At 61.5% G+C, this 14,460-nt stretch carries 21 protein-coding genes and 1 tRNA gene; 15 read left to right on the top strand and 7 right to left on the bottom strand.

From position 1 onward, the window contains the following. Positions 1 to 70: 70 nt before the first annotated feature. The 3 genes from AC5P8F_RS04400 to AC5P8F_RS04390 all read right to left on the bottom strand — a co-directional run bounded on the left by AC5P8F_RS04400 (position 71) and on the right by AC5P8F_RS04390 (position 1,972). The gene (locus AC5P8F_RS04400) at positions 71 to 931 is read right to left on the bottom strand and encodes a hypothetical protein (protein WP_126411396.1); all 861 of its coding nucleotides are present in this window, start codon (positions 929 to 931) and stop codon (positions 71 to 73) included. Between the two features lie 164 nt (positions 932 to 1,095). Next, positions 1,096 to 1,503 carry a hypothetical protein gene (locus tag AC5P8F_RS04395; RefSeq protein WP_014648538.1) on the bottom strand — a complete coding sequence of 136 codons (408 nt, stop codon included), beginning with the start codon at positions 1,501 to 1,503 and terminating at the stop codon, positions 1,096 to 1,098. 49 nt (positions 1,504 to 1,552) lie between these two features. Next, complete coding sequence (locus AC5P8F_RS04390; protein ID WP_032958325.1) at positions 1,553 to 1,972, bottom strand: H-NS histone family protein; 420 nt, start codon at positions 1,970 to 1,972, stop codon at positions 1,553 to 1,555. A 117-nt stretch (positions 1,973 to 2,089) separates the two neighbouring features. Here AC5P8F_RS04390 and AC5P8F_RS04385 point away from each other — a divergent pair, with 117 nt between their 5' ends. From AC5P8F_RS04385 to AC5P8F_RS04365, 5 genes are all read left to right on the top strand, one after another. Then, positions 2,090 to 2,482: a DoxX family protein gene (locus AC5P8F_RS04385; protein WP_495227639.1), complete on the top strand. Its 393-nt coding sequence runs from the start codon at positions 2,090 to 2,092 to the stop codon at positions 2,480 to 2,482. A 671-nt stretch (positions 2,483 to 3,153) separates the two neighbouring features. Beyond that, positions 3,154 to 3,399: a hypothetical protein gene (locus AC5P8F_RS04380; protein WP_014648541.1), complete on the top strand. Its 246-nt coding sequence runs from the start codon at positions 3,154 to 3,156 to the stop codon at positions 3,397 to 3,399. A 91-nt stretch (positions 3,400 to 3,490) separates the two neighbouring features. Beyond that, entirely contained in the window at positions 3,491 to 3,742 is a 252-nt protein-coding gene (locus tag AC5P8F_RS04375) for a hypothetical protein (protein ID WP_014648542.1), read from the top strand. 177 nt (positions 3,743 to 3,919) lie between these two features. Continuing rightward, entirely contained in the window at positions 3,920 to 4,480 is a 561-nt protein-coding gene (locus AC5P8F_RS04370) for a fasciclin domain-containing protein (RefSeq protein ID WP_032958323.1), read from the top strand. 482 nt (positions 4,481 to 4,962) lie between these two features. After that, entirely contained in the window at positions 4,963 to 5,532 is a 570-nt protein-coding gene (locus AC5P8F_RS04365; RefSeq protein ID WP_495227638.1) for a YdcF family protein, read from the top strand. Between the two features lie 412 nt (positions 5,533 to 5,944). On the opposite strand, the gene AC5P8F_RS04360 is transcribed toward AC5P8F_RS04365, so the two are convergent. From AC5P8F_RS04360 to AC5P8F_RS04350, 3 genes are all read right to left on the bottom strand, one after another. Continuing rightward, positions 5,945 to 6,020 (bottom strand) — tRNA-Ile (locus AC5P8F_RS04360). Positions 6,021 to 6,030: 10 nt separating this feature from the next. Next, positions 6,031 to 7,194, bottom strand: coding sequence for a tyrosine-type recombinase/integrase (locus tag AC5P8F_RS04355; protein WP_495227637.1), 1,164 nt, complete (start codon positions 7,192 to 7,194; stop codon positions 6,031 to 6,033). Then, complete coding sequence (locus tag AC5P8F_RS04350) at positions 7,194 to 7,535, bottom strand: Arc family DNA-binding protein (protein ID WP_495227636.1); 342 nt, start codon at positions 7,533 to 7,535, stop codon at positions 7,194 to 7,196. Before AC5P8F_RS04350 ends, AC5P8F_RS04355 begins: the two co-directional genes overlap by 1 nt. 110 nt (positions 7,536 to 7,645) lie before the next feature. Here AC5P8F_RS04350 and AC5P8F_RS04345 point away from each other — a divergent pair, with 110 nt between their 5' ends. The 8 genes from AC5P8F_RS04345 to AC5P8F_RS04310 all read left to right on the top strand — a co-directional run bounded on the left by AC5P8F_RS04345 (position 7,646) and on the right by AC5P8F_RS04310 (position 12,097). After that, the gene (locus AC5P8F_RS04345; protein ID WP_134735049.1) at positions 7,646 to 7,876 is read left to right on the top strand and encodes a helix-turn-helix domain-containing protein; all 231 of its coding nucleotides are present in this window, start codon (positions 7,646 to 7,648) and stop codon (positions 7,874 to 7,876) included. A gap of 78 nt (positions 7,877 to 7,954) precedes the next feature. Further along, positions 7,955 to 8,314: a hypothetical protein gene (locus AC5P8F_RS04340; protein ID WP_312546993.1), complete on the top strand. Its 360-nt coding sequence runs from the start codon at positions 7,955 to 7,957 to the stop codon at positions 8,312 to 8,314. A gap of 145 nt (positions 8,315 to 8,459) precedes the next feature. Continuing rightward, a complete protein-coding gene (locus AC5P8F_RS04335) occupies positions 8,460 to 8,723 on the top strand; it encodes a hypothetical protein (protein ID WP_099554614.1) in 264 nt (87 codons plus the stop codon). A 31-nt stretch (positions 8,724 to 8,754) separates the two neighbouring features. Further along, complete coding sequence (locus AC5P8F_RS04330) at positions 8,755 to 9,204, top strand: hypothetical protein (protein WP_495227635.1); 450 nt, start codon at positions 8,755 to 8,757, stop codon at positions 9,202 to 9,204. Positions 9,205 to 9,538: 334 nt separating this feature from the next. Next, the gene (locus AC5P8F_RS04325; protein WP_495227634.1) at positions 9,539 to 9,841 is read left to right on the top strand and encodes a hypothetical protein; all 303 of its coding nucleotides are present in this window, start codon (positions 9,539 to 9,541) and stop codon (positions 9,839 to 9,841) included. A 91-nt stretch (positions 9,842 to 9,932) separates the two neighbouring features. Further along, a complete protein-coding gene (locus AC5P8F_RS04320; RefSeq protein WP_495227633.1) occupies positions 9,933 to 11,198 on the top strand; it encodes a phage major capsid protein in 1,266 nt (421 codons plus the stop codon). A gap of 79 nt (positions 11,199 to 11,277) precedes the next feature. Continuing rightward, the gene (locus AC5P8F_RS04315; RefSeq protein WP_495227632.1) at positions 11,278 to 11,610 is read left to right on the top strand and encodes an HNH endonuclease; all 333 of its coding nucleotides are present in this window, start codon (positions 11,278 to 11,280) and stop codon (positions 11,608 to 11,610) included. A gap of 109 nt (positions 11,611 to 11,719) precedes the next feature. Beyond that, positions 11,720 to 12,097 carry a hypothetical protein gene (locus AC5P8F_RS04310; protein ID WP_495227631.1) on the top strand — a complete coding sequence of 126 codons (378 nt, stop codon included), beginning with the start codon at positions 11,720 to 11,722 and terminating at the stop codon, positions 12,095 to 12,097. 51 nt (positions 12,098 to 12,148) lie between these two features. On the opposite strand, the gene AC5P8F_RS04305 is transcribed toward AC5P8F_RS04310, so the two are convergent. Further along, positions 12,149 to 12,901: a hypothetical protein gene (locus AC5P8F_RS04305; protein WP_495227630.1), complete on the bottom strand. Its 753-nt coding sequence runs from the start codon at positions 12,899 to 12,901 to the stop codon at positions 12,149 to 12,151. 261 nt (positions 12,902 to 13,162) lie between these two features. Between AC5P8F_RS04305 and AC5P8F_RS04300 the strand changes: the two genes are divergently transcribed. After that, positions 13,163 to 13,735: a Panacea domain-containing protein gene (locus AC5P8F_RS04300; protein WP_495227629.1), complete on the top strand. Its 573-nt coding sequence runs from the start codon at positions 13,163 to 13,165 to the stop codon at positions 13,733 to 13,735. A 2-nt stretch (positions 13,736 to 13,737) separates the two neighbouring features. Continuing rightward, the gene (locus AC5P8F_RS04295; RefSeq protein ID WP_495227628.1) at positions 13,738 to 14,142 is read left to right on the top strand and encodes a hypothetical protein; all 405 of its coding nucleotides are present in this window, start codon (positions 13,738 to 13,740) and stop codon (positions 14,140 to 14,142) included. Positions 14,143 to 14,460: the final 318 nt, after the last annotated feature.

Here is a 14,460-nt window from a genome sequence, read left to right as displayed (position 1 = left end):
CCCACAAAGGAAGTACCGAATATGACCGTGGAACCCAGGCCTGGTGAAACTCGCATCGATCTATTCCTCATCAGTTCCGGTTGCAGGTCACCTTGACCTCGGTCAGCCTGATCGTGCTGGTGCAGGTGACAGACTGATTGCCCGCCCCCGTCACCGGGACACCGATGTTGTTGAGCGCATTGACGAAGCTTCCCATATCGGTGGCATTCCCATTCGGGAATTCGAAGCGATGCGTGACGCCGCCTCGCCCCTCGCTCAACTGTGTAACGCTAAGCGGAATGGAGTTACCGAACCTGTCCTTGTAAAGGAGGGCGTTGGGCTCCCAGCGACGGTTGATCATGCTGTAGTTGTAGGAAGCGGTAGACCCGTCAGCATAGCGGATCTTCTGCGGCGCCCAGACATCGATGCCAAGCGAGTACGCGCCGGAAGCCAGGTAGATGTAAGTCTCGAAACGCTGCCCCAGATGCTGGCTGACCGCATCCCTTCTCTGCGGATTCTGGATGTCATCGTACACATTGGTCGGGTAGCCGGGCTCAGACAGGCTGATCACCGATTGAGCGACTATGCGCTTGAACTGAAGATAGTTGATCGCCGGTTGCTCGACCGGGAGCTCGTCGATGATGACGAAGGGTTCGCAATCCATCGCGCCGGGTTCCATTTTGTCGCAACGGATGCCGCCTTCACGATCACGCATGACGCTGAACTTTCGTGCCATGTTGCCCGATGGATTCAGTATGTAGAGGATCCTGTGCGACGGCATGCTCATGCCGTGCGCGAACGACTCCGCCATTCCCTGCATCTGCGGGTAACTGCAACCATCGCAGTCTCGAGCCACGACCTGCTGGGCATGCGCCTCCCCTGCTCCACCCAACCACGCCATCGCGATCAAAGCCGACGCACCAATCCATGTAGCCACGTTCTTTCCTGCCACTGCTTCATATCCCTGAAATCAAGTGAGTCCAGACAAGGTACGTGGAATTTCACAAATATGAAAGACACTTCATGAGCATCGCGCGCCACACGCGATGTCACTACCACTTTGAAGGATTGAGAGCGCTTGCCATACCCGGCACTTCTCCCGCAGCGACGACACTGTCAGTGCAACCTGCGCCGGCAGGCGGCCTGCACCAGCATCAGCTGCGCCACCAGGACCAGCATCGCGCAGCCCGACAGCAGCCACGGATCGATGTACCACTGTTCGTTGAAACTGAAGTCGCCGGCGGAAATGCGCTTCCAACCGTTGAAGTGCTGCATCGCCGCCACCACGAACGCGAAGGCGCCCGCGCTGTACGACAGCCAGGGCACCACGATGCCGCCCGGGCGCGCGAACAGCGTCAGCAGGCCCAACACGCCGATGACCGTGCGTTGCACGCGGCAATATGGGCAGACATAGGCCATCCCGCTCCATTCCACCGCCCAGGCCAGCAGGCTGACCAGCACGGCCGCGGCCGCGGCGGTATACAGCATCGTGGGCGTGATCGTCCTGCCTGCATCGTGTGCCATCCCGCGCTCCTTCGTTCAAAGACCCCGGCAGGGTAGCAGCGTGGCAGGTTCAATCCTTCTTGAAGACCGTGCGCTTGCCGATCGGGCTGCCCTTGCGCGCCGTCGGTCGCGCCAACCCGGGAATCAGGAAGTCGGTGACCTTGTGGCCCTTCTGGATCCTGGAAGCGAGCCAACGCGGCATGCGCCCGCGGCCGGACCAGGTCAGCCGCTTGTATTCCGGGTCTCGGTATTTGGCGGCCACTTTCCCGGTTCTGCGCCGTGCCGGTTTCCGGCTGGGTGCGGCCGCTTCGATGGCTTCATCGCCAAAGAGTTCTTCGAGGGTATATCCCGCTTCCGCTGCGGCGGCTTTCAGCATGCGCCGCACCGCGCTGGCAGGACGGCGGTTGGAAATCAGCTGCTTCCGCTGTTCAGCGGCAACCACCAAGGCGCCCAGCTCCCGCAGGCTGAGCGATTCAATATCGATCGTCATGCTGGAAAGGTCTACTGCCGCGCGGCGCCTGTCAAGGCGGCTTGCCCCCGCGTAGACACGGGCTTCACTGCGGGTGGGCTCCGATCGCCTTCGTCGGCCATCCCCGAGGACATCCCTGTGAGCACCTCATCGCATTCGCTTGCCTACCTGCTTGCGCGCATCCTGCTGATGGCGCTGTTCCTGGTCTCCGGGCTGGGCAAGCTCGGCGATCTCAGCGGCACCCAGGCCTATATGGAAGCCATGGGCGTGCCCGGCATCCTGCTGTGGCCAACGGTCGCCTTCGAGATCGGCAGTGGCCTGTGCATCCTGCTTGGCTTCCAGACCCGGCTGATGTCGATCGTGCTGGTGGGCTTCAGCCTGGTCACCGCTTTCATCTTCCACCACAACTTCGCCGACCAGACCCAGCAGATCATGTTCCTGAAGAACCTGGGGCTGGCCGGTGGGTTCCTGCTGCTGGCCTGCACCGGGGCTGGGCGCTACAGCATCGACGGGCGCGGTCGGCGCGGGTAAGCCTCGATTCGGAGTGTGCACCCGCTAGCGGCGAAGTTCGGCCTCTGGCGCCAGCGTGTGGATCACCTTGCCCTGTGCATGCAGGTACTCGATGGCACCGTAACCCTCGGCCGTGAGGGCCCGGCCAGGTTGAAGGCGCGCTTGTACTGCAGGCCATCGATGATCGGCGCCGGCGTCTTGACCTGGGTGATTCGCCAGCGTCGGACGCGAATGCCCGAACGCATTGCGATGCAGCCAGAACGAAGAACGCACAAGCACTGCGCATCATGCGATCTCCTGTCGGGATCGGAATCAACATCCGCACGCCCAGCATGCCTGTGGTCGACGACCCCGCGCGGTGACACCGGCATGCTGGCGATGGATCGACACCATCCCGTCAACCACGGCCCCCCCGAAGTCGGCCTTCCCCCTGTGCACGCCGCCGGATACGGAAATGATCCCGGCATGCGGACGGGGACATGCCGACAATGCTCTGGAACACCTTGCGGAAGGCGCTCACGTCGTCGTATCCAACTCTCACTCGCGCGGCGTTGGATTACCTGTCCCGCTGCGAGTCCGCACCGTCACTCGAATTCTTAACTCTTCAGAATTCGACCAAGCCACCTTTGTCCCAGATGGCCCACAAAACAGCATGATGGCGCCCTACGGATTCAGGGATTTCGTTCATCTTCATGCGTGACATCGGACAGTTCTACGTAATCAGCGTCGAGGGAGTGACGCGGGCAGACGGCACCCTGCTGCAGGTCACCCGAATCGATTGCTCCTGCATCAAGTGTTCCTGGCAGTTCAGGGCCATTCCCAACCATGGCCTTGTCGATCTCGACGGTGCGGCTGCCCTCAGTTGCCCAACCTGCGGCAATCACCAGTCAGTCAGCCGCGCACGGCTTGAAGAGCTCAATCGACGCAGCGACGAATAGCCTGCACTTCAACCATCCATCAACACAGCACCGACACGACCGATACCCGGTGGGCCCTATCGTTCGTCAACAAGCACCCCCCGGCATTCCCATGAGTCATACCGGCATTTTTCAGATCACCGATCTCACCTACAAGGCTGGGGAGCAGGGCGACCTGGCCCGCGCACTGCAGATCGTCGCCACCTGCACCGCCTGCGGATCGACGAGCGTGTGGGACGAGCATGAGATGGAACACGTTGCCGGTGGAACCGTGCTGTCATGCCGTGGCTGTGGTGTCCGCCAGGCCATCAGCAACGCGCGCCTTTCTGGCTGCGCTTCCGACATCCGCCATCCGCGCCGCTGAGCGGCGCGCAGTTCGTACTGCGTAGCCGCCGGCAGGGGCAGTCGTTCACTCGGCTTTTACAACGCTGCGACGTTTCAAGCGACAACGCGCACTGATGCATCTGCCTGCATCCAAGGGCCGCGCCAGCGCGTATGTAGGATGCCCGCGCCTTGCGGGCATCCTATAGAGGAACGCGCCGTGAAAGCCCTTCAGCGGATAGCCGCCACAGTCAGCTTCGCCGTACTCGTCTCAGCCACTTCAATGAGCTTCGCCGCCAGTACCGTGATGGTCGGCGGAGCGGAGATGTATCCCACCAGGACCATCGTCCAGAACGCCATCAACTCCAAGGACCACACGACCCTGGTCGCTGCGGTCAAGGCAGCGGGCCTGGTCGATACCCTCAATGGCGCCGGCCCCTTCACCGTCTTCGCGCCCACCAATGCAGCCTTCAGCAAGCTGCCCGCAGGTACGGTCGATACGCTGGTGAAACCTGAAAACAAGGCACAACTGACCAAGATCCTGACCTACCACGTGGTGCCAGGCAATTACAGTTCAGCGCAGCTGATGGCCGATGCCAGGAAGCACGGCGGCAAGGCCACGCTGAAGACCGTTGAAGGTGAATCCCTCACCGTCGCACTGCATGACGGCAAGCTGTGGGTCATCGATGCCAAGGGCGGCAAGGCGGGGATCAGCATCGCCGACGTCGGCCAGTCCAATGGCGTGATCCACGTGATCGACACCGTGTTGATGCCGAAGTAGTTGCAAGCAGCAGGACGTCCACATGAGCGGCAGCCGCATTGCGGCTGCCGCCGTCTCCTCCCATGAATCAGCATCGCGGCTGCGGGGCGATGACGCGCTACCTCATGTATCAGGAGCGTGCAGCGGCGTTGGGGCCTTGGTATCCCTGTCAGTCAGAAGGGGGCCTTGGATTCCAGGTGATTGCCTGACGTCGTAGATCTCGCATTCGGTTGGGTCCATCGGTTCCCAATGCTGGCTCGCCAGCTCAAAGAAGGCAGCGGGTACCTCCATGGGGAACGTTGCGCCTTTCTCGCGACTGCGCTGGCGGACGCGATCACGACGAATGTCATGCGGGGTATCCAGGAGATGCACCACCAGATTGTGGGCCGCCCCCCTGACCTGCGCGTCGAAGAGGGTCTTCGTACCAATTCGAGAACCCACAGGCCGTAATACTCCAGTGGTCAACTTAGAAGCCAGCCAAATTGACCATGAGGGAAGCAGCCATGCAACTGGAAGACATCGAGCGCATAGGCGACTACGTCATGCCGGAGCGCCCTGCAGTACGCTCAGATCTCGCACTGATCTTCGGAACTCGGCACGGAGTGGAGGATTTCTGCCAGGCAGTAGTCACCCTGTGGCACAAGAGAATGTTCCGGAAGGCAGTCGTTTCCGGTGGCATGACCGCAGGTCTTCACGATTCAGAAGCCGAAACCATGGCTACCCGCCTCATGGAGTTGGGAATTCCAGAGCATGTGCTCATCATCGAGCCGTTCGCCATGAACACTGGTGAGAACGTATGGCGCTCGCGCGAGCTTGCCGAGCTCATGCTGCCTCTCGAAGAGAGACGGAGCGTCATTGCCATCGGAAAAATCTGTTCCGCGCGTCGATATCTGATGACAATGGCCCGTCATTGGCCAGGGCCAATCGTTACCGCGCAGTGGGTCAACTATTTCGCGGTGGACAAGAGTGACTGGCACCTGGATCCGGAGTTCGCCGAACGCGTCAGGGCCGAGTACGTGAAGATCCCGGACTACATAAGGAGGGGATTCCTGATCGAGCTTCCAGAAAGCTGATCCAGGTGCTGCCAAGGCACGCTGCACGCATCACGCCACGACGCCGTGTGCTGTTCAGGGCTACCGAGCGGCAACACCGGGCCTGACCAGCCCGAAGTCTCTCAGCGCAACGTAAGGATCCCAGTACTCCCTGTAGGCCCTTATCTTGCCGCTTTCGAGCGTCACCATGGAGATATGGTCCTGGCGATAGAGCCAGCCGGCGTGGCCGCCTCCGTGTACTCTCCGCGCACCTGCCGGCGAGGACCAACCATTCGTTTCTTGCTGCCTTCCTTGTCATGGCAACAAGTGTCCATTGCCTGTCGATGCGCAGTAAATCCCGTGGAACCCTATCGGCGTCCGAGAATTATTTCCGATGTTCTTTCCGCCGACGCGGTAGAGGCATCGGGCCCGACGCCCAAGCACCTGCTTCTTATGGTGGGCCCACCAGGATTCGAACCTGGAACCAAGGGATTATGAGTCCCCTGCTCTAACCGTTGAGCTATAGGCCCTGTAAGGGTTTCAGGCGGTTTTGCGCGGTCGCCGTTGTAATTTCGGTGTAATCGCGTCGCCGGAAAGCTGTTTCTGTAGGGCCGCCATAGCGTCCTGCATCGAAGCCGCGTGAGTGTACCTTTCGGCCATAGCTCTTGTCTTCCAGCCGCCCATTGCTTGGATCGTGGCCGCATCGAGCCCAGCATGCGCAGCGTTGGTCGCGGCGGTGTGCCGCATCGTGTGCGGGGTCACATGCTTGGCGATGCCCGCGCGCTGCACGCACCGACCGAATACGGCGTTCATCTGATAGGCCCGGCCACTGCCCGCGCGCTGCGATGGGAATAGGTAGGCCTCAGCCTCCATTCCTTTGATGACCTTGCCAAGGTACTGCGCCAGCACTTGCGGCATGGGCTGCTCGCGCCGACCGGCCTTGTCCTTGCCGATCCACAGAATCCTGCGCTGCACGTCCACGTCGCCAGCGCGCAGGTTGAGCGCTGCGCTGTGCCGCAGGCCGGTGTAGAGCGTCACCATCACGAACCGATGCGCCAATGGCGACACGTCCTCCTGCGCGGCCAGCAGCAGCCGCTGCGACTCTTCCGGCGTCAGGTACACCAGCTTCCCCTGCGGCTCGCGCTGGCGGGCCAGCAGCGGCGCAGCGTTGAGGATCTTCCGGCGCCGCATCGTGTTGAGCATGTGCAGCAGCGCAGAGCGCTCACGGTTGATCGTGCCCGGACTGGCGCCCTCGCCCTTCCGGGTGGCCACGTAGGCGAGCCAGTCATCATCGGTCAGCCTGGCCACCGGCCGGCGCCCGAGGTGTGGCTTGATGTGATCGCGGAACCGCCGCTCCTTGGTGTCGATGTCCTTGCCGTCATGCCGGCGGAGATAGTCCAGGTAATCGTCAGCCGCCTGCGCGACCGTCTGCGAGGCGTTGCCCTTGCTCCCCTGCACCCCATGGGACGCGCTGCGTTTGGCGGCCTTGAGCGCGGCCACCACGTCCTCCGCCTGCGTACGGGTGTACCCCTCCGACTCCAAGCCCACCACCTGGTGATGCCGGCGCCTGGCCACCATCACGTTGACAGACCATCGCCCATCGCCGTTCGCGGTGCGCGTGTAGGTGATCCCGTGTTCGCTGATCGACTGGCCGGGCTTCAGCGCGCGCTGTACCGACCTGGTGAGCTTGACGTAGGCAGCCACTACTTAGCCTTCTTCACGTCCAGTTCGTGAGTGGTTTCAGCCAAGCGCAATTCGAGCAACGTCTTAAGCGTTTCCAGTTCTTGCATGCTCTTTTGCACCTTCTCCATGTTCTCTTGGACTTGGCGCGCGTTTCGCTCAACAGCTTTCCGATAGGCCACCAGGTTGACCGCAATGTCCTGCGCGATACCGCCGTCCGCAGCCTCGCCGGCTGAGTACGCCTCGGTGAGTCGAAAAACAATCTCTGCCGACAACGAACGGCCGGAACGCTCAGCTTCCTCTTCGACCTTCCGCATGAGATCGACCGGAAGCCGCAGTTTGAATTGGTGAAATTCGGGTGCCATGGGCGAATGATGGACCAAAATTGTCCTTGACGGCAACGGACAACAATGGTCCACTGCGCCATAGGGACAACAATGGTCCCTCAATGGACCATCCAACCATGAGACGCCAAATGACCACAAAAGAAACTGCAATCGCTCCGCCAGCCGCAAGACTCGACGCGGCCTCCGCAGCGGAATGGCTGGGGTTGAGCAAGAGCACGCTGGACAAGATGCGATGTGAGGGGCGCGGCCCGCGATACCTGCGGGTGGGCAAGCGCTGCTTTTACCGGCCTGCCGATCTGGACGCCTACCTGGAGGCCGCAGTTGTGGAGACGGCGGACAGCCGTGCGCTGCCCCGCTGAAAGAGAAACGGCCCACCCGGTTGCAGCCGGAGTGAGCCGTGAAAGCCACGTCCGAACCGACCAAGGAACGAACTGACCATGACGCCCATCGTACACCAACCCCTGCCGGCCGCAATCGGGCATTTCCCCGATGCGCTGCCGGACTTTTCTGACACCGCGCGCTGGGCCCAGGTGCTGGTACAGGACAACCTCAACGCCCCGCGCTATGAGCCGGGCGACCTCCTGCATGTGGACCTGCACCGCAACTACTTCGCCGGCGACGCCTGCTATGCGGTGGAGATTGCTGGGCAGCAGTCGATTCGATTCATCCAAGCCCGCCCCGGTGGCTTGCACGTCTACACGCGCAGTAATCCCGGCGCTGCCTACCCGATCCCTCCCGACCTGCTGGTGATCCTCGGGATGGTCATGTACGCCACCACAACGCGGAGGGTCGGATGAGCGCAACCATCATCCCCTTCCCTGCACACCGCATCGTACGGACTCCGCCGCTTCCCGCGCTGTCTGAGGCTCGCCTACAGGCACTCGCCGAGCGCCTGGCAGCTGCCATCGATCGCGCCCCACCACGCCGACAGGAGCGCGCGCCATGAGCCGCCGTCCTGTGGTTGAACCCATCGCATGCGACTGCTGCGGCAAGCCGCTGCTGCCGGTGTTCGGCACGTTCCATCGTGTGGAGCGGGAGTTCGGCTGGGCCTCCCTCCCCTACGTGCTGTGCGGTGACTGCGCCCTGCAGCACAGGGGCAACCCGTCTGAGGCTCGCGTGCGCGAGTGGATCATGACGCGCGCGGCGCGCGCTGGGGCGGACTGGTTGCGCGCGGTCACCAACGTGGTCACGCCACATGGCAGCTGAGAGGAACCGCCGCAAGATCACAGGCCGGCAGTTGAGCGACACGTTCGTTCGGTTGCCCCACTCGATGATGCGGCATCCGGCCTTCTTCGCGCTCAGCGGGGCAGCAATGAAGATGCTCCTGTTCTTGGCCGCGCAATACAACGGGCGCAACAACGGCGACCTCAGCGCCACAAAGGCGATGGTAGAAGGCGCTGGCGTGTGTGCTGCGAGTAAGAGCAAGGAGCTGCTGGCCCAGCTGGAGGAGGCGGGGTTCATCGTGCAGACGCGACACGGCATCAAGAAGCAATGCCATCTGTACGCGCTCACCTGGGTAGGTATTGATCGCTGCCCCGGCAAGAACCTGGAGATCGCTGCGGGCCCACCACGCAATGACTGGCGCAAAACGCATCTTCAACACCCCTCAGGGGTGCAAACAGAATCGCAATCTCAACACCCCTCAGGGGACCACGTAACACCCCTGAGGGGTGCAAAAGCAGCATGAGCCAGTCGATAAACACCCCTGAGGGGTGCAAATACAGGCAAATCGCCCGTTTTTTACACCCCTCAGGGGCCCCCCTTATAGATATCTACCAAGCGGGAGCGCAGCGGACGCTTGGCGCTGTTGCTCCTGCGCTGTTGATTCACCCGCTCTCCGCCTCGCTGCACCACCGAGCGAAAGGGAACGGGGCGCCCCCCATGCGCCCGCTGCACCCGATGCACGACGTTCACCACCACGGCCGGGGGAGGGAAAAGTTTCCGACCCTCTCGCTGCGACACGTGCGCCCCCCTTTCTTCGCGCATCCACAGTTGGCCGGACGACCCCAAAGGAGGGACGATTGAAGCCGCATAGCCTACGGGCACAAGGTCTGGACGCACTCATCGCCACAATGGATGGGCGCGCAGATTCGACCGCAACGCTGCTACGCCAGCAGGCAGAGAATCACGGAATGTGGATCAGCGCTGATGGGCGCGTTGGCGAGGCTGACTTGGCCAGGCTGATTGGCATTGCGCCTGGCACGCTGGCTAACAAGCGCAGGGAAGGCACAGCACCGGAGAGCTACGCGCTCGGCGGTGGCAAGCACAAGATCACCTATCGCCTGATCGATGCCGCGCGCTGGCTCGAGGCGCACAGGAAGTAAATTAGGCAACGCAACTCCACGCAACCCCACGATAACTGATGGTTGCGGCATGGCCTGAAACAGACACTGGACTCCTACACAGGAGCCCAGCATGACCAAGCCAACCAAGATCGCACGCGGCATTCAGGCCGTACGCGCAGAGGCCGAGCCGAACGACGTGGCCGGCCTCATCACCAAGCTCAACGCTGCCTTCGATCAGTTCAAGGCCAAGCACACCGCCGACGTGGACGCCGTGCGCCAGCAGGTGGACGAGAACACCACCGCACTGGCAGCGTGGCAGATGAACGGCGGCGGCCCGACTGATGCGCCCTCGGCGGACCTGGACGGCGGCGGTATCAAGGTGCTGCGCACTCCGGCAGAATTCCGGGCGTACTACGCCAGCCGCCGCGACGACGCTGACAAGCCGCGCGCTGCCGAAACCACGCTGACCGACTTCATGCGCGGCGTGGCCGGTATGAGCAGCACCGAGGCCGTGATGGCTTCGCTCGCAGTCGGCACCGACAGCGCAGGCGGCTACGCTGTCCCGGACGTGGTGATGCCGGGCATCCTGTCCGCGCTGGTCCCGGCGTCGTCGCTGCTGCAGGCGGGCGCGGGGATCGTCCCGATGGGCTACGGCGCAAAGTCGGTATCCACCGCGGCTATCGACACCCTACCCACTGCCAACTGGCGCAACGAGCTGGGCGACATCGGCGAGAGCCAGCCCACCCTGCGCTCGGTACAGTCCACCCCGCGCAGCCTGGCGTGCATCGTGCGCGTGTCGCGTGAGCTGCTGGCCGATGGCTCGGACGTGGATCGCGCGCTGCGCCAGGTCATCGCACAGGCGTTCGCCAAGGAGCTGGACCGGGTTGGTCTGCTGGGCTCGGGCACGGCGCCGGAGCCGCGCGGCCTGCGCAATACGGCGGGCATCAACACCGTGTCGCTGGGCGCCAATGGCGCCGCCCTGGACAGCTACCGCCCGCTGCTCAGGGCGTACGGCTCGATCATCGACGTGAACGCGCCTGCTCCGACTGCCGCGATTATGGCCACCCGCACGCTGATGGACTTCGAGGGTCTGACCGACACCACCGGCCAGCCGCTCCAGCGCCCGCGCCTGATCGATGGCATGTCCTTCGTGCCGACCAGCCAGCTCCCGACCGACGTAGAAGCTGGCACGGCGACAGATGCCAGCGAGATCTTCGTGGGCAACTTCAGCGGCCTGTACTTCCTGATGCGCGAGGCGCTGTCCATCCAGCTGCTGCGCGAGGCGTACGCCAAGACGGGCGAGATCGGTTTCCTGTGCCACGTCCGCGCCGATGTAGTCATCAACTACCCGCAGCAGTTCACCGTCATCACCGGCGTGCGGCCGGCTGAGGACTGAGTAAGGGTGGGCCCGCAGGTTCACAGGCCAGGACCAGCCGGCGGTGTCCGCAACAACACCGGCAGGGCGAGGCGCGTCGATGTTGCGCGCTGATCGCCCCGCGCAGGCCCGGCAACGGGCCTCGCGCGTTCTACCAACCAATAGCCGAGCTTGGCGCGTGCTGCGCGAGAGCATCTTGGTCCGCGACCTATACCGGTGCCAAGCGAAGGGCTGCGGTGTCCTGTGTAGCGCCAAGGGCCAAGCCCACGTCGATCACATTGATGGCGACCCGAACAACAACGTCACGACCAATCTGCAGACGCTGTGCGTCAGCTGTCACAGCAGGAAGACGGCGCGCGAGGACGGCGGATTCGGCAACCCTGACCGCGTGGTGATCGGTTGTGACGATGAAGGCTGGCCATTGCAGCCCTGAACGGCAGGGGGAGGGAAAAGTTTCAGACCCTCTCGCTGCGACACGTGCGCCCCCCTTTCTTCGCGCATCCGCAATTGGAAATACGACCCTCACGGGCCAAGGAGACCCCATGGCAAAGCCTCGAACCCCCACCAAGAAGGCCCGCGTATCGGGCGCTACCATCAAAGATCCAGGCCGTTACAAGAACCGCTCTGAGCCAGCCAATCCCGACCCCATCGGCACCCCCTACAAGGGCATGACTGTGGCTCAGGTGCGCGTCTGGAAGGAATGCGCTACCAACATGCCCTGGCTCAATGCGGCTCACCGCCTACTGTTGCGCCAGGTGTGCATCCTGGCCGCCCGCATGGAGACGGGCGAGGATCTCAGCGTGTCATCCACGCACGCGCTCAGCGCAATGCTCTCCAAGCTCGGCGCGACACCGACCGATGAGTCGAAAGTCACTCATCCTGGGTGCGGAGAGGATCCGGAAGAAGCCTTCTTCCATTGACAGGCCTCGAGATGTGACCGGCACGGCTATCTACCATGCCGGTCAACATCGTCACATGATGAAGCTGCCGATGTCCGAATAGCCAGTGCTCTCGACCCGTGCAGCTGCTAGCCTGGCCTGAATCAACCGCTTACACGAAAAGTCCTCTCCACCGTCCATGAGCCAAGCTCCCAGCCGGCGCTCGAACCAGCCGTGGGCGGACGCCTTGCCATCTTTGATCCCAAAACCACCATCCGCTTCAATGTCAGGGCTGTCAGGGTCAAGAAGTACGTTGATAGAAAGCTCACCTGCACCGATCGATGCAACTGTTACCACAGCTGTCAGGTCACCATCGAAGATAAAACGGTAGTGGCCACGCGCACCACCATTGCCGGAAGGATCGGCTCCAGGCCACCAGTCTTCATCTGGAGACAGGCCGAACAGGCGCTGATCCAACCCAGCATTGATAGCGGCGATCATAAGGTTCCGCCAAGCATTCCACCGGGCTCCGCGCTTCGCTTTTATCGGGTAGCGCTTACCAAATCCGTAAGAGTGCTTGAGCTCCGGAAGGAGCTTCAGATCGGGTCTGACGTGATAGCCAAACTGCCGCAGCCGCGAGTTCATGCGTTCGTTGCTCGGCTTGCTAGCCTCAACAGTTGCATTCCCTCGCAAGGCCGCGATTAGCGCAGCATGCGTTTTAAAGTCGAGCGCAACAGCGACCGCCTCTGAAAGATGAGACGAAGACACTCCATCCACCTTCTTTGCGGCGAACTGCTTGAGGTAGCGAACAGAGGCTGCGGAAACGAAATAGCTGTGTGTAGACATGCCTGTATCCCAAGGATGGCCGATGTCTGCCGATTACTCATCGACCGGGATGGGCTCGGTCAAGTTGGGTAGCGCTACTTTTTGAAACGTCGTTTAACCCGGCAGCAGGTTGAGCGTGACGCGGCTGTGAGCAGCACAATAGCCAATACGCACCCAAATGCAAGCGCTTACTGACCTACACAATCCTGAACAGGGGCGGGTGTTGACAATCGAAAAACATGTGACAATAGGCAACCGGTAGCAGACCGCCCTGACCGGCACATGGCACTTATGGCCTACAAAGATCGAAAGACTGCGCAGATCGCAGCCCGCATCCTCTCTCTGGGGAACGGCACTCTTAACATCGTGAAGCTCATGAAGCTTCTTTACCTCGTGGATCGTGAGGCCTTGAGCTCCACGCATCGCCCTCTCACTGGCGATCGTATGGTGTCGATGCCTCATGGGCCGGTGTTGTCGCGCACGTATGAGGCCTCCCAGGGTGTCGCGAACGCTGCTGTTGGCGGTTGGAACAGCTGGATGTCTGATCGCGCCAACCATCTAATCAGTCTGCGCCAGGGCGTTACTGCGACGAGGGACGCGCTTGATGAGCTTTCCGATATGGATATCGCGATGATCGATCAAGTATGGGAGCGGTTCGGGGCCATGAACCAATGGGACTTGGTCACTTACACGCACAACCATTGTGCAGAATGGGTCGACCCTTGCGGCTCATCGGCAAGAATTGACTACGAGACAGTTCTGCAAGCAGTAGGAAAGTCTCACGCGCAGGCTCAGGAAATCGCGCGTGAGATCGAAGCAGAGAACTTTTTGGACGCTACATTCGCAAGGATCTAGCGGTGCCGTTCCCATATCCCAAAGCCACTGTGCTTATGGCTTCTGGGCCGGCACACGATCCTGATCGAAAGCACCTCTTCATCGTCCTAACCGAGGCACTTGGAGATCCTCCTGAGGTTCTCTTGGTCAGCCTCAGCTCTGTGCCGACCAGCTACCAGCACGACTGTTCCTGTGAGCTTCAGCCTGGCGACCACAGCTTCATCACCCACCAGTCCTTTATTCGGTTTGATTTGGCACGAATTGAACCGGCACAAAAGTTGATTGATGGAGTTGACCAACAGATCTTTTCTGTTCGGGAGCCAATCAGTGAGGAGGTCTATCAGCGGATCTGCACTGGATTGATGCAATCACCCGGTAGTTCATTGAAGGTGAAGAACTTCTTGCAGTGGCATGTAAATCTCGCGTGATTCCTGTATGACCAGGAAGGCAAGACCAGCCTCATAGCACATCTCGGGGCGCTTGGAGTTCACTTCAATTGCAAGGCCGCGAAAGACAACGCGGACAGCGCAGCAGAGCAATGCTCTGCTCGCGCAGGTTGTAGATCGGTTGGGCCGGCTGGAGGCCGTCACGACTCAGGGGGTACGCGCTACAAACAGCAGCGAACTCCGCAAAGCGCTCAATGCAAAGCAAGGGGTCGGTGCATTATCTATTTACCTCAATTCTGCGCACCAACATAATATTACAATCCACACAATCACAGGCAATTTCTTTATAAACACCTTGAA

It is taken from the genome of Stenotrophomonas sp. YJH_SMC_69, from assembly GCF_059370495.1.
The sequence above is the reverse complement of the archived record's forward strand: the minus strand, read 5'-3'. Positions and strand labels throughout refer to the sequence as shown.

Coding starts and splice junctions, on each gene's coding strand:
- AC5P8F_RS04380 (WP_014648541.1), top strand. CDS start 3,154: ATGCGTGACATCGGACAGTTCTACGTAATCAGCGTCGAGGGAGTGACG.
- AC5P8F_RS04310 (WP_495227631.1), top strand. CDS start 11,720: ATGGCAAAGCCTCGAACCCCCACCAAGAAGGCCCGCGTATCGGGCGCT.
- AC5P8F_RS04345 (WP_134735049.1), top strand. CDS start 7,646: ATGACCACAAAAGAAACTGCAATCGCTCCGCCAGCCGCAAGACTCGAC.
- AC5P8F_RS04305 (WP_495227630.1), bottom strand. CDS start 12,901: ATGTCTACACACAGCTATTTCGTTTCCGCAGCCTCTGTTCGCTACCTC.
- AC5P8F_RS04300 (WP_495227629.1), top strand. CDS start 13,163: ATGGCACTTATGGCCTACAAAGATCGAAAGACTGCGCAGATCGCAGCC.
- AC5P8F_RS04315 (WP_495227632.1), top strand. CDS start 11,278: ATGTTGCGCGCTGATCGCCCCGCGCAGGCCCGGCAACGGGCCTCGCGC.
- AC5P8F_RS04375 (WP_014648542.1), top strand. CDS start 3,491: ATGAGTCATACCGGCATTTTTCAGATCACCGATCTCACCTACAAGGCT.
- AC5P8F_RS04395 (WP_014648538.1), bottom strand. CDS start 1,503: ATGGCACACGATGCAGGCAGGACGATCACGCCCACGATGCTGTATACC.
- AC5P8F_RS04390 (WP_032958325.1), bottom strand. CDS start 1,972: ATGACGATCGATATTGAATCGCTCAGCCTGCGGGAGCTGGGCGCCTTG.
- AC5P8F_RS04335 (WP_099554614.1), top strand. CDS start 8,460: ATGAGCCGCCGTCCTGTGGTTGAACCCATCGCATGCGACTGCTGCGGC.
- AC5P8F_RS04320 (WP_495227633.1), top strand. CDS start 9,933: ATGACCAAGCCAACCAAGATCGCACGCGGCATTCAGGCCGTACGCGCA.
- AC5P8F_RS04365 (WP_495227638.1), top strand. CDS start 4,963: ATGCAACTGGAAGACATCGAGCGCATAGGCGACTACGTCATGCCGGAG.
- AC5P8F_RS04340 (WP_312546993.1), top strand. CDS start 7,955: ATGACGCCCATCGTACACCAACCCCTGCCGGCCGCAATCGGGCATTTC.
- AC5P8F_RS04350 (WP_495227636.1), bottom strand. CDS start 7,535: ATGGCACCCGAATTTCACCAATTCAAACTGCGGCTTCCGGTCGATCTC.